20 protein-coding genes are annotated in these 18,612 nt (G+C 69.4%); 14 read left to right on the forward strand and 6 right to left on the reverse strand.

The features are described from left to right. The first annotated feature begins 214 nt into the window (after positions 1 to 214). Positions 215 to 832, forward strand: coding sequence for an LGFP repeat-containing protein (locus tag HHX30_RS12805; protein ID WP_169982110.1), 618 nt, complete (start codon positions 215 to 217; stop codon positions 830 to 832). Between the two features lie 169 nt (positions 833 to 1,001). Here HHX30_RS12805 and HHX30_RS12810 read toward each other — a convergent pair whose 3' ends face one another. From HHX30_RS12810 to HHX30_RS12830, 5 genes are all read right to left on the reverse strand, one after another. Next, positions 1,002 to 1,247 (reverse strand): hypothetical protein, encoded by a 246-nt coding sequence (locus HHX30_RS12810; RefSeq protein ID WP_169982111.1) that lies wholly within the window; start codon positions 1,245 to 1,247, stop codon positions 1,002 to 1,004. After that, on the reverse strand, positions 1,240 to 1,467 hold the full coding sequence (locus tag HHX30_RS12815) for a DUF6158 family protein (RefSeq protein WP_169982112.1): 228 nt from the start codon (positions 1,465 to 1,467) through the stop codon (positions 1,240 to 1,242). Before HHX30_RS12815 ends, HHX30_RS12810 begins: the two co-directional genes overlap by 8 nt. 11 nt (positions 1,468 to 1,478) lie before the next feature. Then, positions 1,479 to 1,625, reverse strand: coding sequence for a hypothetical protein (locus tag HHX30_RS12820; protein ID WP_169982113.1), 147 nt, complete (start codon positions 1,623 to 1,625; stop codon positions 1,479 to 1,481). A gap of 130 nt (positions 1,626 to 1,755) precedes the next feature. Further along, the gene (locus HHX30_RS12825) at positions 1,756 to 1,977 is read right to left on the reverse strand and encodes a DUF397 domain-containing protein (RefSeq protein ID WP_169982114.1); all 222 of its coding nucleotides are present in this window, start codon (positions 1,975 to 1,977) and stop codon (positions 1,756 to 1,758) included. Further along, positions 1,974 to 2,825: a helix-turn-helix transcriptional regulator gene (locus tag HHX30_RS12830; protein WP_169982115.1), complete on the reverse strand. Its 852-nt coding sequence runs from the start codon at positions 2,823 to 2,825 to the stop codon at positions 1,974 to 1,976. The genes HHX30_RS12825 and HHX30_RS12830 overlap by 4 nt, the downstream gene beginning before the upstream one ends. A gap of 151 nt (positions 2,826 to 2,976) precedes the next feature. On the opposite strand from HHX30_RS12830, the gene HHX30_RS12835 reads away from it, so the two are divergent. The 4 genes from HHX30_RS12835 (at position 2,977) to HHX30_RS12850 (ending at position 7,632) form a co-directional block, all read left to right on the forward strand. Then, positions 2,977 to 3,420 carry an ATP-binding protein gene (locus tag HHX30_RS12835; RefSeq protein ID WP_169982116.1) on the forward strand — a complete coding sequence of 148 codons (444 nt, stop codon included), beginning with the start codon at positions 2,977 to 2,979 and terminating at the stop codon, positions 3,418 to 3,420. A gap of 104 nt (positions 3,421 to 3,524) precedes the next feature. After that, positions 3,525 to 4,964: an MFS transporter gene (locus tag HHX30_RS12840; RefSeq protein ID WP_169982117.1), complete on the forward strand. Its 1,440-nt coding sequence runs from the start codon at positions 3,525 to 3,527 to the stop codon at positions 4,962 to 4,964. 553 nt (positions 4,965 to 5,517) lie between these two features. Next, positions 5,518 to 6,867 carry an MFS transporter gene (locus HHX30_RS12845; protein ID WP_169982118.1) on the forward strand — a complete coding sequence of 450 codons (1,350 nt, stop codon included), beginning with the start codon at positions 5,518 to 5,520 and terminating at the stop codon, positions 6,865 to 6,867. Between the two features lie 51 nt (positions 6,868 to 6,918). Beyond that, positions 6,919 to 7,632, forward strand: coding sequence for an SDR family oxidoreductase (locus HHX30_RS12850; RefSeq protein WP_211591917.1), 714 nt, complete (start codon positions 6,919 to 6,921; stop codon positions 7,630 to 7,632). Between the two features lie 17 nt (positions 7,633 to 7,649). Here HHX30_RS12850 and HHX30_RS12855 read toward each other — a convergent pair whose 3' ends face one another. Beyond that, positions 7,650 to 8,321, reverse strand: coding sequence for a TetR family transcriptional regulator (locus HHX30_RS12855; RefSeq protein ID WP_169982119.1), 672 nt, complete (start codon positions 8,319 to 8,321; stop codon positions 7,650 to 7,652). 198 nt (positions 8,322 to 8,519) lie between these two features. Between HHX30_RS12855 and HHX30_RS12860 the strand changes: the two genes are divergently transcribed. From HHX30_RS12860 to HHX30_RS12900, 9 genes are all read left to right on the forward strand, one after another. Next, entirely contained in the window at positions 8,520 to 9,458 is a 939-nt protein-coding gene (locus tag HHX30_RS12860) for a 3-carboxyethylcatechol 2,3-dioxygenase (RefSeq protein WP_169982120.1), read from the forward strand. Beyond that, positions 9,455 to 10,333: an alpha/beta fold hydrolase gene (locus HHX30_RS12865; RefSeq protein WP_169982121.1), complete on the forward strand. Its 879-nt coding sequence runs from the start codon at positions 9,455 to 9,457 to the stop codon at positions 10,331 to 10,333. The genes HHX30_RS12860 and HHX30_RS12865 overlap by 4 nt, the downstream gene beginning before the upstream one ends. Beyond that, positions 10,330 to 11,106 (forward strand): 2-keto-4-pentenoate hydratase, encoded by a 777-nt coding sequence (locus tag HHX30_RS12870; RefSeq protein WP_169982122.1) that lies wholly within the window; start codon positions 10,330 to 10,332, stop codon positions 11,104 to 11,106. Before HHX30_RS12865 ends, HHX30_RS12870 begins: the two co-directional genes overlap by 4 nt. Positions 11,107 to 11,110: 4 nt before the next feature. After that, positions 11,111 to 11,575, forward strand: a complete 465-nt coding sequence (locus HHX30_RS12875) for a nuclear transport factor 2 family protein (protein ID WP_169982123.1) — start codon at positions 11,111 to 11,113, stop codon at positions 11,573 to 11,575. Next, positions 11,572 to 12,297: an aldolase/citrate lyase family protein gene (locus HHX30_RS12880; protein ID WP_169982124.1), complete on the forward strand. Its 726-nt coding sequence runs from the start codon at positions 11,572 to 11,574 to the stop codon at positions 12,295 to 12,297. The genes HHX30_RS12875 and HHX30_RS12880 overlap by 4 nt, the downstream gene beginning before the upstream one ends. After that, positions 12,294 to 13,931 carry a bifunctional 3-(3-hydroxy-phenyl)propionate/3-hydroxycinnamic acid hydroxylase gene (locus HHX30_RS12885; RefSeq protein ID WP_169982125.1) on the forward strand — a complete coding sequence of 546 codons (1,638 nt, stop codon included), beginning with the start codon at positions 12,294 to 12,296 and terminating at the stop codon, positions 13,929 to 13,931. The genes HHX30_RS12880 and HHX30_RS12885 overlap by 4 nt, the downstream gene beginning before the upstream one ends. Before the next feature lie 57 nt (positions 13,932 to 13,988). After that, positions 13,989 to 14,840: a fumarylacetoacetate hydrolase family protein gene (locus HHX30_RS12890; protein ID WP_169982126.1), complete on the forward strand. Its 852-nt coding sequence runs from the start codon at positions 13,989 to 13,991 to the stop codon at positions 14,838 to 14,840. A 42-nt stretch (positions 14,841 to 14,882) separates the two neighbouring features. Further along, positions 14,883 to 16,478, forward strand: coding sequence for an FAD-dependent monooxygenase (locus HHX30_RS12895; RefSeq protein WP_283246754.1), 1,596 nt, complete (start codon positions 14,883 to 14,885; stop codon positions 16,476 to 16,478). A gap of 91 nt (positions 16,479 to 16,569) precedes the next feature. After that, positions 16,570 to 18,546: an NAD(P)/FAD-dependent oxidoreductase gene (locus tag HHX30_RS12900; RefSeq protein WP_169982128.1), complete on the forward strand. Its 1,977-nt coding sequence runs from the start codon at positions 16,570 to 16,572 to the stop codon at positions 18,544 to 18,546. Positions 18,547 to 18,612 lie beyond the last annotated feature (66 nt).

Below are 18,612 nucleotides of genomic sequence, written 5' to 3' on the forward strand. Positions count from 1 at the left end.
ACGGCACCCGACGACAGGGAGCCGGTTCTCGACCCGCTACCGCCACTGGCCGCTCCATCGCTGCTAAAGCCCCGCCGAGTGACCTGAGCCACCCGCCCGGCGCGCGACGTCGCCGGGGAGGCTCGCGCAAGCGACTTGCAACATCGGTAACCCCACTGAAAGCGGTCCGACGTACACCAAAGGTGGCACCCGATACCAGAAAGGACCACCTGCGATGACACGCACCACCCGCGCCCTCCTCGGCCTCGCCACCGCTCTCGGAACGGTCGCCACGACCGTCGCGGTCAGCACCTCCACCGCGAACGCCGCGACCTGCGACCCGTCCCGCGTGGCGCCGGCCGGCAGCCTCATCGGCGACCTGTGGCGCTCCAACGGCGGAGAGACAAGCGTCTACGGCTGCCCGGTCACCAAGGAGTACGGCTACGCCGACAAGCGCGGCTCCTACCAGGAGTTCCGCAACGGCAAGATCGTGTGGTCCCCCGGCCTCGGCAACGGCGCCCTGGTCCGCGCTTACTACGCAGGCGGCAAGGCAGTCTTTCGCTGGAGCGGCCTCGGCCGCGACTGGGACTTCTTCCAGGTCCGCTGGAGCACCACCGCCGGCGGCCAAACCACCCAGGTGAAGGTCGGCAGGCTGACCCCGTGGAGCGGCGTCTATTCGGTGCGCCCCGCGTGTTACTGGAGCAAGGAGGATGGTGAAAACATCTGCGTCACCACCAACGGCCACGGGGGATACGTCAAGGCCTCCTTCATCGTCCAGGGCTGCGACCGCGGCACTTTCGGCTCCGACTGCGGCCCCTGGAGCATCCCTACCTCCGTCAAGGTCCCCCTCTAACGACTCGTCTCAAGCCACCCAGGCGCCCGGGCGATGACCGAGGCGCTGGGTCGCCGCCGAGACACCCCTCTCTTGCGCGCCCAACGTGCTCCCGCCCGGACGCAGCGCCGTTCTGCAACGTCCCTGCCCGGCGGAGCCGGAGCACGTTCGTCCGCGCCAGGCCCCGCCGTCAGTACTCGAGCCCCCAGTCGTGGTCGCCGAGGACATAGGCGCCGCCCTTCGGCAGCAGCCTGCCGCCTTCGGCCAGCCTGTCGAGGCACCGCCGTACGGTGTCCTCGGGGAGGCCGGTCATCCCGGCGACCTCGGCGGCGGTCGCCGGTTGTTCCTTCACGTTCAGGGCGGCGGCGGCCTCGTAGACCGTCATCTCCGCCGTCGACATCTCCTGGGCGTCTTCCAGGCTCTTCTCGTCAGGCACTCCGCTGTCTCGCCCCCTCACGCAGCCGCTCCGGATCGACCTGCCGGTCCGGGTAGCGTGCGAGGTACTCGCCCTCCAGTTCCTGCGTCCGCGAGGTGTGGCGCTCCAGCGCGTCGTCCGACCCGTGGAAGAACGTCTCCGACCGGGTCTCGTGCAGGTGGCGCAACTCGCGGATCAGGTCCTCGTCGCCCAGGTCCCGCGGGTCGACTCCCATGGTCATGACGTCCTCCCTCACACCTCTGTCGGCTTGTCCCAGCGCTCGTCCGGGTTCTTGTCGTCGGGCTCCGCGTTGGGCGGGTCCGTGGCGGACGGGGCGAACTCTCCGGCGATGTCCGGCTCGTCCTCGGTATCGATGTATCGGTCGTCTTCCTTTCGCATGCCAGGTCTCCTGCCCGGTGAAGCGCCCGCCATACCGGTCCGGCCGCACCGGACCGTCCCCGGAACGCCGTACGGCCCGCCCCTCGCGGCAGGTGCGCGACAAGGGGTGGGCCGTACGGGGACGAAGGCCTCAGGACAGATCGAACTCCCCGCCCTTCACCCCCTCGATGAACGCCTCCCACTCGCCGGGGGTGAACATCAACCGCGATCCCTGGGGATCCTTCGAGTCGCGTACGGCGACGCCGTCACGCAGACGCGCCACCTCCACGCACTGGTTCCCAACGGTGTTCGAGCGCGCCGCCTTGCGCCAGACCGCGCAGGCCAGGTCGTCCGCCGGTACGAGTCCCCTCATCGTCCTGCCATCTCCTTCTCGACCGAAATGATCATTTCCATGGACTTCTCCGGGCCGAGCGCGGCGGCACGAAGATGATCGAAGACCTGGGCGTACTCGCGGATCTCCGCCGAACCCTCCAGATAGAGTTCGCCGCTCATGTTCTCCAGCAGCACCACGTCGGCGTCGCCGGGATCGGGGAAGGCAAGGATCGCCATCGAGTTGCCCATGCCGAGGTAGGCGCCCGCGTCGAAGGGCAGCACCTGCACGGTGACGTTCGGCTGCAGGGCCCTGTCCCGCAGCGTGCGCAGCTGCTCGGCCATCACCGGCGGGCCTCCCACCGGCCGGCGCAGCGCCGCCTCGTCGAGGACGGCCCACAACTCCATGGCGCCGGGCCCGGTCAGGCGCCGCTGGCGCTCCATCCGGGCCGCCGCGCGCCGTTCGATCTCCGCCGGGTCCTTGACGAGGGCGGCGCCGATGGCCGCGCGGGCGTAGTCCTCGGTCTGCAGCAGCCCGGGCACCAGCAGCGGCTCGTAGTTGCGCACCGACGACGCCTCGGCCTCCATGCCGACGTACGGCCCGGGCAGGACGTCGTCGTAGGCGCGCCACCATCCGCGCCGGCCGGCGTCCCTGGCCAGCGCGATCAGCGCCTCCCGCGCGGAGCCCTCGACCCCGTAGAGGTCGAGCAGGTCGCGGATGGTCCGGGTGTGCGGGCGGGAGTGGCCGGCCTCGATCCGGTACACGGTGGAGACCGCCACGCCGAGCCGCCGTGCGACCTCCTCGCGGACGAACCCGGATTCACGCCGTAGACGCGTCAGCTCGCCGGAAAGCCGGCGGAGCCGGACCGTAGGGCCGCCTACTCCCCTCATGAGCCGAACTCTCCCTTTCGTCGCAAAAGGAAACTATGCAATCGTGCATTCGCCATATTGCGTAGCCGTTTTGCAAAGTGCAGGATGAACGAAGTCTTGCACGGACCTCGAATCGCCATCCGCAGACGGGTGCACAGGGAGTTATCACGGGATGACAATTCTCAACCTCTCGGGGAGAATCGCGATCTCACGCCCCTTCTCGGGAGCCCCCTCCCAGGTGCGGGCCGCCCGGCGGTTCGTGGCGAGCCGTCTCGGTGACGACCACCCCTGCCGTGACGACGCCGTGCAACTGATCGGCGAGCTGGTCGCCGAGTCCCTGCGGCACGCCGTCTCCTGCGGGCGCCCTCCGGGGTATGGCGTGTCGGTCCTGGTCACGCCCGCCGCGGCCCGCGTCACGTTGTCCACCCAGGGCTGCGGGTGCTGGACGTCCCCCGAGCTGACGCCGGGCCGCGGCGTCCATCTCGTGGACCTGTTCACCCGGCGCTGGGGCGTGTCGGCCAGCCGCACGGGAGTCTGCGTGTGGTTCGAGCTCGGGCACGACGCCCCCGTGCCGCCGCCCAGGGGCGTGGAGAGCGAGGGGACGAGGACGGCGTGAACTCCGGTTCGCACCGCCCACGGCCGGGACCGGTGAGAAGCAGAACGAATTTCTGGCCCGATACGGGGTAGACGGGCGCCATATCTTCCGAAGAAGGGGACGATATGGCGCAAATAAGCACCGACATTCCCGCGCGGCTGGATCGGCTCCCCTGGGCCCGCTGGCACTGGCTCGTGCTCATCGGGCTTGGCACCGTCTGGATCCTCGACGGACTCGAAGTGACCATCGTCGGGGTCATCGGGCCCCGGATCACGGATCCGGACAGCGGGCTGGGACTCACCGACAGCGAGGTCGGTATCGCCGCCGGCGTGTACGTCGCGGGAGCCTGTCTCGGCGCTCTCTTCTTCGGCCACCTGACGGACCGGTTCGGGCGCAAGAAGCTCTTCCTGGCGACCCTCGCCCTCTACCTGGCCGCCACCGTGGCCACGGCCTTCTCGCACGACGCCTGGTACTTCTACCTGTGCCGGTTCTTCACCGGCGCCGGCATCGGGGGCGAGTACGCCGCGATCAACTCGGCGATCGACGAGCTCATCCCGGCCCGCGTACGCGGCACGGTCGACCTGGTGGTGAACGGCTCCTTCTGGCTGGGCACCGCGCTCGGCGCGCTCATCGCGATCCCGGCCCTCGACACCGGCCTGCTGCCGGCCGATCTCGGCTGGCGCCTGCTGTTCGGCCTCGGCGCCGTCCTCGGCGTGGGGATCCTGCTGGTCCGCCGTACGGTGCCGGAGAGCCCACGCTGGCTGTTCATCCACGGCCGCGAACGCGAGGCCGAGGAGATCGTCACGGAGATCGAGACGAAGGTCCGCGAGGAGAGCGGCAAGACGCTCGAACCGGCTCACGGGGAGATCAGGATCACCCAGCGGGAGCGCACCCCGCTGACGGAGGTGGCGGCGACGCTGCTGCGCCGCTATCCCAAGCGCACGACCGTCGGCCTGTCGCTGTTCGTCGGCCAGGCGTTCCTCTACAACTCGATCTTCTTCACGTATGCGCTGGTGCTGTCGACGTTCTTCAAGGTGCCGGACGGCACCACGCCGTGGTATCTCATCCCGATCGCCATCGGGAACTTCCTCGGCCCGGTTCTGCTCGGCCGGTTCTTCGACACGATCGGCCGCCGGACGATGATCGCGGGCACCTACGTGCTGTCCGGCCTGCTCCTGCTGGGCACCGCCGCGCTGTTCAACGCGCACGTGCTGACCCCGATGACACTCACGGTTTGCTGGATGGTGGTGTTCTTCTTCGCCTCGGCGGGGGCGAGCAGCGCCTACCTGACGGTCTCGGAGATCTTCCCGATGGAGACCAGGGCCCTGGCGATCGCGCTGTTCTACGCGGTCGGCACCGGGCTCGGCGGCATCATCGGCCCCGTGCTGTTCGGCCGTCTAGTGGAGAGCGGGGTCGTCGGCAACGTCGTGGTCGGCTACGTCATCGGCGCGGTCCTGATGATGGCGGCCGGGCTGGTGCAGTGGTTCATGGGCGTGGAGGCGGCCCGGCGCTCGCTGGAGGACATCGCCGCCCCCCTCAGCTCCGAACAGCACCAGATGGTCTGACTGCGATCACGCGGCCGGACCTCTTCGCCCGTCCGCATGCCCCGGAGGAGACGCCCGGCCGGCAGAGGCGCCGATCCGCGCGATGGACGGCACAGGTCAGGACGGCACGGGTCAGGACGTCGCCGGGCGCACGCTCCACGTCTCCGGCACAGGCACCTGCCCTCGGCAGGTGCCTGTGCGCGTTCTGGCGCCACTCCCGCCGGCCTCTGCCCCGGGTAAACTCTGGCGGTCGCGGCGCCAGGGCGGGTCGCTCCCCCGCTACGGCCTCCCCCGCTACGGCCGTCAACGCCCCGGCGCGCAGGTGGGGGCGGTCGCCACATGAACGCTCGGCTCTTCGCCTGAACCGGGCGAGCCGTGGATCATCGCCGGGTTCGCCCCCCGGCCCCGCGATGCGGGATGGGCTCACTCGCCCGGTAACACAACCCGTTGACGCCACTTGTGAGGTTCGTTACTGTTCCGACCAGAATCATGATTCTAGATCCTTAATTCTAGAGTTCTTCCTCCGGGTGCCCCTCAAGCGGCACCCGATCCCATCTCAGGGAGGAGAAGGGGAATGGCAGCGGTAGGAGTCTTCGACACCCTGAAGACCAGGAAGATGTCGGCGATGCAATGGTGGGTGGTCGCCACCGGTCTCTTCCTCGTGTTGATGGACGGCTATGACATCTCGCTGACGTCGTTCGCGTCGCCCTACATCGCCGACGATTTCGGGATCACCTCCAAGGAACTCGGCATGGCGATGTCGGGCGCCCTGGTCGGTCTGTTCATCGGAGCGGTCGCGCTCGCACCTCTCGGCGACAGGATCGGCCGCCGGGCCACCGGCCTTCTCGGGGCCTACATCGTGGCGATCGGCATGGCGATCTCCACCTTCGCCGACGGTGTCGCGTTCCTCGCTCTCGGCCGCATCGTGACGGGCGCGGGGATCGGGACCCTCATCGCCGTCGTGGCGGTTCTCTTCTCCGAGTACGTCAACGCCCGCGTCTATCCGATCGTCATGACCGGGTATGCCGCCGGCATCCCCATCGGAACGTTCCTCGGTTCGACCTTCGTCGGCCCGATGCTGCACGAGCACGGGTGGCGTTTCGCCTTCGGCATCGGCTTGGGCGGCGCGCTCCTCAGCGTCGTCCTCGTGCACCTGCTGCTACCCGAGTCCCTCGCCTACATCGCCTCCTCCCGCAAGCGCGGCGCGATCGAGCGCTTCAACAGGCTTCTCGGCCGCATGGGTCTCGAGTCCGTGAGCGCCCTCCCCCAGGAGGAGCGCCTCACCAGGACGAGGGCCCCGTTCGCCGAGGTCCTCAGGGGCAGGCTCCTGCGCAACACGATGCTGTCGAGCCTCGCCTACTTCCTTTTCATGGTCGGCTTCTACTTCACGACGAACTGGGCCGCCAAGTACATGGCCGACGTCACGCACGACCGAGGCGCGGCCGCCGGCACCATGTCGTGGTACGGCATCGGCGGAGTGATCGGCGTCCTCGTCTTCGGTGCCGTCATCGCCCGGCGCAACCTCTACCGGATGACCGCGATCGTCATCGTCCTCGGCGGTGTCCTCCTCGTCGTCTTCGGCCAGGCGGCGACCGTTCAGACGCTTCCCTTCCTCGCCATCGCCGCCACCTCGTTCTTCCTGAGCGCCTCGACGACAGGCTTCTACGCCGCCGTGCCTCTGCTCTACCCGGAGAAGGTCCGCTCGACCGGCTACGGACTGGTGATGGGAGTGGGGCGCATCGGCGGCATCATCGCCCCGACCCTCGGCGGCGCCTTCTTCGACGCCGGGGTGGCACCACGCCTGACCTTCACGCTGTTCGCGCTGCCACTCGTCCTCTCGGCCATCGTGCTGCTGTTCCTGCACGGCCACGTGCGGCGCGTCAGCACCGGTGTCGAGCCGGCGACGGCACTGAACGCGGCCTGAGGGACGGCCTGAGACACACCGAACACGACATCTCGCACCAGGAGGATCACCTTGATCGGGGGAAAGAAGGCCGCGCTGGTCATCGCCGCGAGCAGCGGCATCGGTGCGGCGACGGCCCGCGAGCTCGCGACGCGCGGTCACCGCGTCGCGGTGATGGCCCGCGGGGAGGCGCTGGAGGACCTCGCCCGCGAGATCGGCGGCCTGGCCATCCGCGGGGACTACACGGCACGGGGAACGATCGAGTCCGCCGTGGAGCGGGTGACCGGTGAATGGGGACGTCTCGACGTCGTCGTGAACAGCGCCGGTCATGGGCCGAAGGGCACTCTCGAAGAGCTCACGGACGAGCAACTGGCCCTCGGCTTCGACCTGTATTTCTACAACGTGGTGCGCGCCTGCAAGGCGGCGCTCCCCGTCATGCGGTCCCAGGGTGGCGGTGCGATCGTCAACATCTCCAGTGCCGCCCCCACCGAGCCCTCGCCTCGGTTCCCGACGTCCATGGTGGCGCGGGCCGCGATGACGACCTGGGTCAAGCTGTGGTCCGCCGAGGTGGCCGCGGACGGGATCAGGGTCAACAACGTCCTGCCCGGATACACCGTGGCCGACCCGGCGACGGTCCCGAGCGATTGGGTCGCGAACATCCCGATGCGACGCCCGGCCGGCTATGCCGAGATCGCGCGTACCGTGGCATTTCTGGCGTCGGACGACGCCGCGTACATCACGGGCCAGAACGTACGTGTCGACGGAGGCGTGACCCGGAGCGTCTGACTCCTGCCGGCGGCTGATCAGCCGGCGGCGGTGGAGACGGATTTGCGCTCGCGCGCGAGATTCACATACCGGTCGACCAATCCTTCGAGTGCCAGGGCGGCGAGGTCGGCGTACTCGGCGAAATCAATGCGAATGGCCGAGTTGGCGTGCACATAAAAGCCGTCGGTGAGGGCGAGACTGAGCACCGCCAACTTCTCCGGCAATTCGGGAAACGCCTCGACCACGTCCGGAGGCAGCGAATCCGCGAGATGCCTGACATTGATCTCGAACATCTTGGACCGGATTCTTATATACGTCCGGCGGACCTCGCTGTCCTCACCGAGGCCGCCGAGACGCTTGTCGAGGGCCAGAATCATCGCGACCTTCAACAGCGCCTCTTCGCGGGAGTAACCGCCGGGGTCCTCGCGGACCTGGCCGGCGATGCCGCGCGTCACCTTGTCGCGGACCGCGATAGGGCCTGAGTGGATCTTGATCCATTCGGCGTAGCTGTGCTCGAGCAGTTCGACGAAGAGCTGCTCCTTGTTCTTGAAGTGCCAGTACACCGAGCCGATGGGCAGGCCCGACTCCGCGCTGACGTCCGCCATCGTCGTGCCCTCGTAACCCCGCTCGACGGCGAGGCGCAGCGCCGCCTGAAGGATCTGCTCCTTGGAGTTCTCGGATCTCGCCCGCCGTGAAGTGCCTTGCGCCATAGGGGGAGTGTACGCGAGGCCAGGGCCGCCACATGGTCCTCCCCGGGCCCCCGCTTCCCGCTCCCGCACCCGTGGGCCACACCGCCCCCGGCATGGGCGAGGAGGAGTCCGACGAGGCGACACCGGGCCTTGCAACAGCGTCAACCTGCTAGTACGTTGATTCTGGAACCGCGATTCTAGTGAGGGGGGCGAGGACCCGTGAGCTTCGCGTTGGCGGCAATGAGCCATGCTCCGACCCTGGGCAGGGTCGATCCCGGCGGGACGATCTACGAAGAGATCCTCGATGCGATCGAAGGCGTCAAGGAGTTCGTGGCCGAGTTCGATCCGGAGGTAGTGGTCTCGTTCGGCCCCGACCATTTCAATGGCGTGCTGTACGAAATGATGCCGTCGTTCTGCATCGGCGCTCAGGCCGAGGGCATCGGGGACTGGGGAACGCGGCACGGGCCTCTTCCCGTCGACTCGGAAACCGCGCGACGTCTTCACGCCGGCGTACTGGCCCAGGGCATCGACGTGCCGCGCTCGGAGCGGTTGAAAGTCGACCACGGAATGCTTCAGTCGATGGAGTTCATCTTCGGCAAGGAATTCACCAAACCCTTTGTGCCGATCTTCGTGAACTGTGTGGGCCTTCCGCTGGGCCCGATGGGGCGGATCCGCCTCTTCGGTGAGGCGGTGGGCAGGACGGCGGAACAACTCGGCAAGCGGGTGCTCTTCCTCGCCTCGGGAGGCCTGTCCCACGACCCGCCGATCGCGGTTTTCGACACCGCCCCCGAGCCGGTGCGTCAGCGGCTGACGAGCGCCGTCGTCACCCCCGAGCAGCGCGCCGAGCGCGAGGCCATGATCATGCGGGCCGCGCACGCGCACGCCCGGGGCGAGGGCGACTGCAAGCCGGTCAACGAGGCCTTCGACCGCGAGATCCTGCGCGTCCTGGGGTCGAACGATCTGGCCCAGGCCGACGAGTGGCGGGGCGACTGGATCACGCGCGAGGGCGGATCCGGGGCGCAGGAGGTGCGCACGTGGCTGGCCGCGTTCTCGGCGCTGTCGGCCCTCGGCGAGTACAAGACGGTGAACGAGGGCTACTGGTCCTCCGTCCCCTGGGGTGCCGGCTTCGGCGTGGTCACGGCGAGGTCGCTCGCATGACGATCCGCGACGTTCACCACCGGACCCTGTGGGCACAGATCGCCGATCTGCCCCACGTCCTGGAGTTCCCCGAGATCGGGGGGATCCGCACCCGCGTGCTCCGCATGGGCCGGGGCGACCAGACCATCCTCATGCTCGCCGGTACGAGCGGGCACATCGAGGCCTACACGCACAACCTGCGCGCGCTCGGCGAGCACTACCAGATCATCGCGTACGACTACCCGGGCCACGGCTACTCGACGCTGGTGAAGGGCACGCTCGAGATCGCCGACTACATCGAGCACCTGCTCGCGCTCATGGACCACTACGGCCTGGACAAGCCCCACCTGTGCGGGGAGTCCCTCGGCGGCTGGATCGCCCTCAAGGTGGCGCGGCGGCACCCCGAGCGCTTCGCCTCCCTGATCCTGAGCGCGCCCGGCGGGCGCATGATCCCGGCCGACCGGATGGCGCGGGCCCAGAGCATGTCGCGCCGGTCGGTCGAGGACCCCTCCTGGGAGAACGTCAAGGCACGCCTCAACGTCGTCATCCACGACGCCGAGGCGATCAGCGACGAACTCGTCGCGGTGCGCCAGGCCATCTACGCCCAGCCCGGGTTCATCGACTCGATGAACGCGATCCTCGCCCTGCAGGATCCCGAGATCAGGCGGCGCAACAGCGTCACGGACGCCGACTACGAGAACCAGCCGCTGCCGGCCTTGCTGGTCTGGACCGACCACGAGCCGTCGGGCGACCCCGGCGTGGGGCGCGCCCTGGCCGAGAAGATGCCGCACGGCCGGTTCGTGCTCGTCGAGGGCGCCGCCCACTGGCCGCAGTGGGAGGAACCCGAGCAGTTCAACGCGGCGGTCCTCCGATTCCTCCGGGAGCAGGCGTCATGAGCGGGGTTCTCGACACGGTGACCGACCTCCTCTGGGAGGCGAACGTCAACCGGACCCGCATGCCGTTCGTCCGAGAATTCATCGCCGACGACGACGTCGACTCGGCGTACGAGATCCAGCGCCGGATCGTCCAGCGCAAGATCGCCTCGGGACGGACCCGCGTCGGGCGCAAGGTCGGTCTCACCAACCCCCTGGTCCAGGCCAAGGCGGGCGTGCACGAGCCCGACTACGGAACGATCATGAACGACATGGTCTTCCACGACGGAGTCGTGTTCGACCCGAAGGACTACGTCAAGCCGAAGATCGAGGCCGAGGTCGCCTTCGCCCTCAAGAAGGACCTGCACGCCTGGGACATCCCAACGATCGAGGATGCGATCGACTACATCGCGCCGGCGTTCGAACTGGTCGACTGCCACTACGAGAACTACGGCATGAAGATCGTCGACACGATCGCCGACAACGCCGCCTGCGCCGGGATCATCCTGGGCGCCAGACAGCCCTACGGGAAGGTGGACCTCCGGGACGTCCGCCTGTCCCTCACCCGGGACGGCGTGGAGATCACCTCCGGCGTCGGCAGCAACGTCATGGGCAACCCGATCAACGCCATCGCCTGGCTGGCCCGCACCGCCTGCGAGCAGGACGTCCCGTTGCAGGCCGGCGAGCTTCTCCTGCCCGGCTCGATCGGTCTGATCATGGATTTCGATTTCGGGCCGCTCTACCGGGCCGACATCACCGGCGTGGGGTCCGTGACCGCGCGCTTCGCCGAGGAGTGAACTGATGACCAGTGTGAGCACCGAGGACCGCCTGGCCGTGATGGCGCTGCTCGCCGAGCACGCCTACCGCAACGACCACGGCCTGACCGACACCCTCTGGGAGCTGTACGGCGAGAAGTGCCGCTCCGAGGGGCCGATGGGCACCATGGTCGGGCGCGACGCCATCAGGCAGTGGGGCATCCGGCGCCTGGGCAACCCCAGCAAGGTCCGCCACGTGCTGAGCAACATCCGCGTGTTCTGGAGCGAGGGACGCCTGTGCGCCACCTCCTACTACGTGGCCTTCCGCGACACCCACGCCAACGCGGCGACCCCCGCGAGCGTGGGCGAGTATCACGACACCTTCGAGAAGGTGGGCGACGAGTGGCTGCTCGCCGAGCGGCGCGTCGTGCCGGTGTTCACCAACGCCGACGCGCCGAGGCCCGTGGTCGCGAGTCCGGAGGTCGCCGGCACGGAGGATGAGGGCAGGTGAGCGCACCCGCGTTCCTGCACCTGAGCGTCGGATCGCAGCTGATCGCCGAGCACGCGGTGGCCGGCGGGTTCACCGGCGTGGTCGTGGACATGCAGCACGGTGAGCACGACCTCGGCTCGGCGACCCGGATCATCCGCTCGGTGCCCGGCTCCCTGAGCCGCACGCTGGTGCGGGTGCCAGGCATCGACTCGGGCGTCATCGGCGCCGTCCTCGACGCGGGCGCGGGAGGGATCATCGCCCCCTGCGTCGAGAGCGCCGAGCAGGCCCGCGCCCTGGTGGCCGCGACGAAGTTCGCGCCGGTCGGAGCCAGGAGCCTCGGTCCCCAGCGCCCCGGGCTCTACCAGGGGCCGGACATGTGCGCCTCGGCCAACGCGAGCGTGCGCGCGTACGTCCAGATCGAGTCGGCCCTCGGGGTCGAGCGGCGACGCGAGATCCTCACCGTCGCCGGCCTCGACGGTGTCTACATCGGCCCTGCCGACCTGGCCCTCACGATGGGCCACCCGCCGCGTCTGGACTGGGAGGACGGCCCGGTCAAGGACGCCATCGACCTCGTCGTCGCCGCCGCCCGCGAGGCCGGCGTCGACGTCGGTATCTTCTGCGTCTCGGGCGAGTACGCCCGCCGCATGACCGGCTCCGGGCAGGCCGACTTCGTCGGGCTCGGCAGCGACGTGGGCCTCGTGGCCCGGGCAACACAGCTTCTTATCGGGAGTTATCGAGCATGAGTGCCGCTGATTACCAGGTCGTCATCGTCGGGGCCGGCCCGACGGGCCTGACGCTGTCCAACCTGCTCGGGCGTTACGGCGTGCGAACCCTGATCATCGAGCGGCTCCACGATCTCATCGACTACCCGCGCGCGATCGGCATCGACGACGAGGCCCTGCGCTCGATGCAGGCCATCGACCTCGTCGACAAGGTCCTCCCGCACACGGTCCCGCACCACATGGTGCGGGCGGTCAACGCCCAGGGCAAAGTCATCGCCGAGATGGCGCCGCAGACCGACGAGTTCGGCTGGTCGCGCCGCAACGGCTTCATCCAGCCCCTCGTCGACCGGGCGCTGCTCACCGGTCTCGACCGCTTCCCGCACGTCGACGTGCGGCTCGGACACGAGCTCCTCAAGATCGAGCAGACCGCCGAGCAGGTCGTCTGCACGATCCAGGACGTCGACTCCGGCGAGGTCACCCGGGTCACGGCCGAATACATGGTCGGCGCGGAGGGTGGCCGCTCGTTCACCAGGGATTGGCTGGGCGCCAACTTCGAGGGCGTCACGCTGCCCGACCGCTGCCTCGTCATCGACGTCGCCGACGACCCGCTCGGCACCCCGAACGCGATCTTCGGAGCCGATCCCGTACGAAGCTGGGCCACCTTCGGGCTGCCGCACGGCATCCGCCGCTGGGAGTTCATGCTCGGCGACGACGAGGACAACGAGCTGGCCGAGTCGGACGCCTTCGTGCGCGGCCTGCTCGCCGACCACGTGCGCAGCCCTGAACGGCTCAACATCATCCGCAGGCGGGTCTACACCCACAACGCGCGGATCGCCTCGGCCTTCCGTCGTGGCCGCGTCTTCATCGCGGGCGACGCGGCGCACGTCATGCCGGTGAACGCCGGCCAGGGCTGGAACTCCTGCATCCGCGACGCCGTGAACCTCGGCTGGAAGCTCGCCGCGGTGCTGGAGGGCACCTCGTCGCCCGCGCTGCTCGACACCTACGAGATCGAGCGCCGTGACCACGTGCGCGGCATGGTCGAACTGTCGGTCGGCATGGGCAAGGCGTTCGCCTCCCGCGGCCGGCTGCGCGAGGTGGCCCGCACCGTCGTCGGGACCGCGGTCGACTATCTCCCGCCGGTCAAGCGCTACGTCGCCTCGATGCGCTTCAAGCCGATGCCGACCTACACCCGCGGCGCCGTGGTGCGGACCGAGATCCACAAGTCGAGGTCGATCCTCCCGGTGCACGGCGTGAACCGCTCGGCGGGCAGGCTGTTCATCCAGCCGAAGGTGTCCGCGCCCGACGGAGCGGTGAAACTACTCGACGACGTCATCGGCCTGCGATGGGCCGTCCTGACCTGGAACAACGACCCGCGCCGGATCCTGTCCGAGAAGTCCGTCGAGGCGCTCGAACGTCTCGGTGCGGCCTTCGTCCAGGTGGTGCCCGAGGTGCAGCGCGAGTGGACGGCCGCCAACGCCTCCCCTGGCGTCACGGTCATCGGCGACGCCCTGGGCCGGGTCAAGAAGTGGTTCGACGACAAGCCCTACTCGGTTCTCTTCCTCCGCCCCGACCGCGTGATCGCGGCCGAGTGCCTGGCCGTCGAGGCCGACCCGACCACAGAGAAGCTGCTCGACGCCATCTCGTACGTGGCCTGACGCGCGTCCCCCGCGGATCGCCTCTCTCATCACCAACGCCCCACCGAAGGAACACCCATGCACCACGCCAGCTTCTCCGCCCCCGACGGATCGCCCACCTGGGGAGTGATCGTCGCAGGGACCGCCTACGACCTCGGCCCCTCCGGGCTCGGCCTCGCGGCCGATCTGCGCGACGCCGTGGTCTCGGGCGTCTTCGGCCAGGTCGGGGACCGCTACCTGGACGCGCCGGCTCGGCCGGAGGCCGAGATCGAGTTCCTCCCTGCGATCACCAACCCGTCGAAGATCATCTGCATCGGCGTCAACTACCGCAGCCACCAGCAGGAGACGGGCCGCACCGAGCAGAAGGCCCCCACGGTCTTCACCCGCTTCGCGGACACCCAGATCGGTCACCTGCGGCCCGCGCTCATGCCCGCGTCGACCACCCAGTTCGACTACGAGGGCGAGCTGGCGCTGGTGATCGGCAAGGAGGCCTTCCACGTCGGTGAGGCCGACGCCTGGGACCACATCGCCGGATACGCCGTCTACAACGACTTCACCGTCCGTGACTGGCAACGCGCCACGAGCCAGTGGATCCCGGGCAAGAACTTCCCGGGAACGGGCGCGTTCGGGCCCTATCTCGTGTCCGCCACGGACCTCGGGAAGGTCGACGAGCTCGTGCTGGAGACGAGGGTCAACGGCGACGTGCGCCAGAAGGCCTCCGTCGGAGACCTGTACTTCGGCATCCCCGAGCTGATCGCGCACGTCACGGGGTTCACCCGGCTGGCTCCCGGCGACGTGATCGTCACCGGCACGCCGGGCGGGGTCGGCATGTTCATGGACCCGCAGGGCCTGCTCTCCGAGGGCGACGTGGTCGAGGTGGAGATCACCGGTCTCGGAGTCCTGCGCAACACCGTCCGGCGCGAGCGCTGAGGCCAGTCGACCCGGAATCCAGCGTCGGAAGGTAGACAGTCGATGCACCCTGTCATGGACACCGATGTACTGATCGTCGGGGCCGGGCCCACCGGGCTGACCGCCGCAGCCCTCCTCGCCGACCACGGCGTGCGTGTCGTGGTCGTGGAGAAGAACCCGGGCACCTGCGACGAGCCGCGGGCGATCAGCGTCGCGGACGAGACACTGCGGGTGATGCAGCAGATCGGCATCATGGACCGGCTCAGGCCGGAGACGCTGCTGGACACCGGAGCGCGTTATTTCGGCCGGGACGGGCGGCTGCTGGCCGAGGTCCGCCCGGCGAGCTCCCGGCTCGGGCAGCCGGGCAAGTCCCAGTTCGACCAGCCGGTGCTGGAGGAGCTGCTGCTCGACGCCGTCCGCGGGCGCGACCGTGTCACGCTCCGCTTCGAGACGGAGGCCTTCTCCGTGCGGGACGCCGGCGACCACGTGGAGACGACGGTCCTGGGCCCGCAGGGCAGGACCGTCGTGCACGCCAAGTGGGTCATCGCCTGCGACGGCGGGCGCAGTCCCGTCAGGTGCCAGCTGGGCATTCCGATGGAGGGCTCCACGCAGGTCGAGGAGTGGATCGTCGTCGACCTGCTGGGCACCGGCGAGCACGAGAGGTTCGCCGAGTTCCACTGCAACGGCACCCGGCCCGCCGTGGTCGTCCCGGGCGTCAAGGGACGCTGCCGGTTCGAGTTCATGCTCCTGCCCGGTGAGACCGCCGAGCAGGTGACCACCCCCGACATGGTGGCGACGCTCGTCGAGCCGTACCTGCACCGCCGCATCGCCCCCGAGGACATCCGGCGGGCGAGGGTCTACGTCGCGCACCAGCGCGTCGCGCTGCGCTACCGCCAGGGCCGCGTCCTGCTCGCCGGCGACGCCGCGCACATGATGCCGCCGTTCGCGGGACAGGGGATGAACGCCGGCATCCGCGACGCCGCCAACCTCGCCTGGAAGATCGCCGCCGCCGTCCACGGCACCGGGACGGACGCGCTGGTGGCGACGTACGAGACCGAGCGGCGCCCCCACGCCGAGCAGATGGTCAAGCTGTCGCGGCGGATCGGGCAGATCGTCATGAGCACGGATGCGAAGGTCACCCTGACGCGCGACCTGCTGCTGCGCGGCACCGGTCTGGTGCCGTCGCTGAAGAGCTGGATCACGGCGATGAAGTTCCTCAGGCAGCCGCACTTCACCGGCGGCTGCGTCGCCCCGGTCCCCGGCGAGCTGCCCAAGCCCGTCGCCGGCGTCGTCGGCCGTGCCCTCTCCCAGCCGGCGGTCCTCCTGCCCGGGGGCGAGACCGCACCGCTGGACACGGTGCTCGGCACGGGGTGGAACGCGCTGCGGTTCACCGCGGGCGCGGGCATCGAGGTCGTCCCCCTCGACGCGACACCCGGCGCGACACCCGGCGCGGCGGACGGCCGGATCGTCGTGGCGGACCGCTCCCGCTCCTTCGCCGAGCCGGTGACGCTCCTCGTCCGCCCCGACCGGTACGTGGCGGCCGCCGCACCCGCCGGCCGGGAGCCCGAGGCGTTCGCGGCCCTCGGTGAATACGTCCCGTGGCTCTCCGACGCCTGGCGGCGGCACCAGGAGCGGCTCCAGCCCCCGATCCCGAGCTGACCGTCCCGAGCTGACCCCGCCCCGCCCCCGCCCCGGAAAGGGCGCCGGTCCGGCCTCCCCTGACCTCCTCCCACCCACCGAAGGACTCACCATGGACCAGGCTGCCGTCGACCGGGTCACCGCACCGGTGCCCGACCACGCCGAGTGGAGCGACGAGAGACTCGAAAGCGCGGTCGCGACCGCCGACCTTCCCGCCCTCCTCACCACGCTGGCGCAGATCCTGGACGACGACGCGTTCATCGATCCCGCCCTGCGCCCCGACTCGGTGATCCCGCCTGCGGGGGCCCTTCACCAAGGCGGCCTCGACGAGGAGCGGCAGCGGTGGGCGCGCGCGCTCTGCCTCGACGGGCTGCGACGTTTCCGCGACTCGGGGTTCGCGACGGGCCCCGAGCCGGATCCGGCCCGCCTCACCCGGCTGCTGGACTTCATCTCCCACGGGGCGGACGAGTCCTACCTTCCCCTGCTGGCGCACGAACTCGACATCCCACACGACAGCGGCGCGCCCGGCTGGGTGCTGAAGGACCTCGATCCCGAGCGCGACTTCCGCGTCGCCGTCATCGGCGCCGGTCTGTCCGGGCTCGTCGCCGCTCACCGGCTGAGGCAGGCCGGGGTGGAGGTCGTGGTCTTCGACAAGAACCCGGACGTCGGCGGGACCTGGTACGAGAACACCTATCCGGGGTGCCGGCTCGACACGCACAACTACGCCTACAGCTACTCGTTCGCGCAGAAGCCGGACTGGCCGTGCTACTTCTCGAGCCGAGAGTCCATCCAGGCCTACCTCGTGAAGTTCGCCGAGGACGCGGGCCTCGCCCCGCACCTGCGGCTCTCGACGCATGTCGTCGCGCTCGGTTTCCAGGAGCCGGACGCGAACTGGCGGGTGCGATACCGCACAGGCGACGGGGCGGAGGCCACCGAGGTCTTCGACGCAGTCGTCAGCGCCGTGGGGCAGCTCAACCAGCCGCTGGTACCGAGGTTCGAGGGCCAGGAGCTGTTCCGGGGCGAGACCTGGCACACCGCACGGTGGCGTCACGACGTGGACCTGACGGGTCTGCGCGTGGGCGTCATCGGCACCGGCGCGTCCGGCTTCCAGGTCGTCCCGGCGATCGCCGAGCAGGTGGAGCACCTGACCGTCTTCCAGCGCAACCCTCCCTGGACGCTGCCGACCCCGCGGTACGTGGACGAGATCGAGGAGGAGCTCATCTGGCTCTTCCGCAATGTGCCGTACTACGCGCAGTGGTACCGGTTCTTCCAGTTCTGGACGTCGGTGGAGGGGCGTCGCCGCTTCGCCGAGGTCGATCCCGAGTGGACCAAGGAGGGCTCGGTCTCCGCGCAGAACGAGGTCCTGCGCGTGGCCCTGACCGAGCATCTCGCCGCGCAGTACGCCGACCGGCCGGACCTGCTCGACCGGGTGATCCCGACGTACCCGCCGGGCGCGAAGCGGTTGCTGCGGGACAACGGGAGCTGGGCCCGGACCCTCAAGCGGGACGACGTCGCCCTCGTGACGGACCGGATCCGGGAGTTCACGGCGAACGGGATCCGCACCGAGGACGGAACCCTGCACGAGCTCGACGTCATCGTCTACAGCACCGGCTTCAGCGCCTCGGAGTTCCTGTCGACGATGCGGGTCACCGGCACCGGGAAGCGGGACCTCCAGGACTTCTGGGACGGCGACGCGCGGGCGTATCTCGGCGTCACCATCCCGCACTTCCCCAACCTGTTCCTCCTCTACGGCCCCAACACGAACCACGTCCTGAACGGGAGCACCGTGCTGTTCACGGAGCTCTCCATGGAATACATCGTCAAGGTCGTCGAGAGGCTGGTGCGCGACGGCGACGCGGCCCTCGACTGCCGCGAGGACGCCTACCTGAGCTACAACGACGCCGTCGACGCCGAGAACAAGCGAGTGGTCTGGGGCGCGGCCGAGGTCAGCAGCTGGTACAAGAACAGCAGGGGACGCGTGTCGCAGTGCTGGCCGTTCCCGCTGCTCGCCTACTGGAACGCGACCCGCGAGGTCGACCCCGAGGCGTACCGCAGGATCCCACGTCCCGGACCGCGCACATCGGCGTGAGCCCGACAGGACATCGCACCCGGCAAGCGTGACTCGCCGGTGCGAGGAGGCAGACCGGATGGCACA

The sequence above is a fragment of the Microbispora sp. H10836 genome (assembly GCF_012999525.1).
Classification (GTDB): domain Bacteria; phylum Actinomycetota; class Actinomycetes; order Streptosporangiales; family Streptosporangiaceae; genus Microbispora.

Excerpts from the sequence above, each read along its gene's own strand:
- HHX30_RS12805 (WP_169982110.1), top strand. The coding sequence starts at position 215 with ATGACACGCACCACCCGCGCCCTCCTCGGCCTCGCCACCGCTCTCGGA.
- HHX30_RS12815 (WP_169982112.1), bottom strand. The coding sequence starts at position 1,467 with ATGACCATGGGAGTCGACCCGCGGGACCTGGGCGACGAGGACCTGATC.
- HHX30_RS12820 (WP_169982113.1), bottom strand. The coding sequence starts at position 1,625 with ATGCGAAAGGAAGACGACCGATACATCGATACCGAGGACGAGCCGGAC.
- HHX30_RS12825 (WP_169982114.1), bottom strand. The coding sequence starts at position 1,977 with ATGAGGGGACTCGTACCGGCGGACGACCTGGCCTGCGCGGTCTGGCGC.
- HHX30_RS12830 (WP_169982115.1), bottom strand. The coding sequence starts at position 2,825 with ATGAGGGGAGTAGGCGGCCCTACGGTCCGGCTCCGCCGGCTTTCCGGC.
- HHX30_RS12835 (WP_169982116.1), top strand. The coding sequence starts at position 2,977 with ATGACAATTCTCAACCTCTCGGGGAGAATCGCGATCTCACGCCCCTTC.
- HHX30_RS12840 (WP_169982117.1), top strand. The coding sequence starts at position 3,525 with ATGGCGCAAATAAGCACCGACATTCCCGCGCGGCTGGATCGGCTCCCC.
- HHX30_RS12845 (WP_169982118.1), top strand. The coding sequence starts at position 5,518 with ATGGCAGCGGTAGGAGTCTTCGACACCCTGAAGACCAGGAAGATGTCG.
- HHX30_RS12855 (WP_169982119.1), bottom strand. The coding sequence starts at position 8,321 with ATGGCGCAAGGCACTTCACGGCGGGCGAGATCCGAGAACTCCAAGGAG.
- HHX30_RS12865 (WP_169982121.1), top strand. The coding sequence starts at position 9,455 with ATGACGATCCGCGACGTTCACCACCGGACCCTGTGGGCACAGATCGCC.
- HHX30_RS12870 (WP_169982122.1), top strand. The coding sequence starts at position 10,330 with ATGAGCGGGGTTCTCGACACGGTGACCGACCTCCTCTGGGAGGCGAAC.
- HHX30_RS12875 (WP_169982123.1), top strand. The coding sequence starts at position 11,111 with ATGACCAGTGTGAGCACCGAGGACCGCCTGGCCGTGATGGCGCTGCTC.
- HHX30_RS12885 (WP_169982125.1), top strand. The coding sequence starts at position 12,294 with ATGAGTGCCGCTGATTACCAGGTCGTCATCGTCGGGGCCGGCCCGACG.
- HHX30_RS12890 (WP_169982126.1), top strand. The coding sequence starts at position 13,989 with ATGCACCACGCCAGCTTCTCCGCCCCCGACGGATCGCCCACCTGGGGA.
- HHX30_RS12895 (WP_283246754.1), top strand. The coding sequence starts at position 14,883 with ATGCACCCTGTCATGGACACCGATGTACTGATCGTCGGGGCCGGGCCC.
- HHX30_RS12900 (WP_169982128.1), top strand. The coding sequence starts at position 16,570 with ATGGACCAGGCTGCCGTCGACCGGGTCACCGCACCGGTGCCCGACCAC.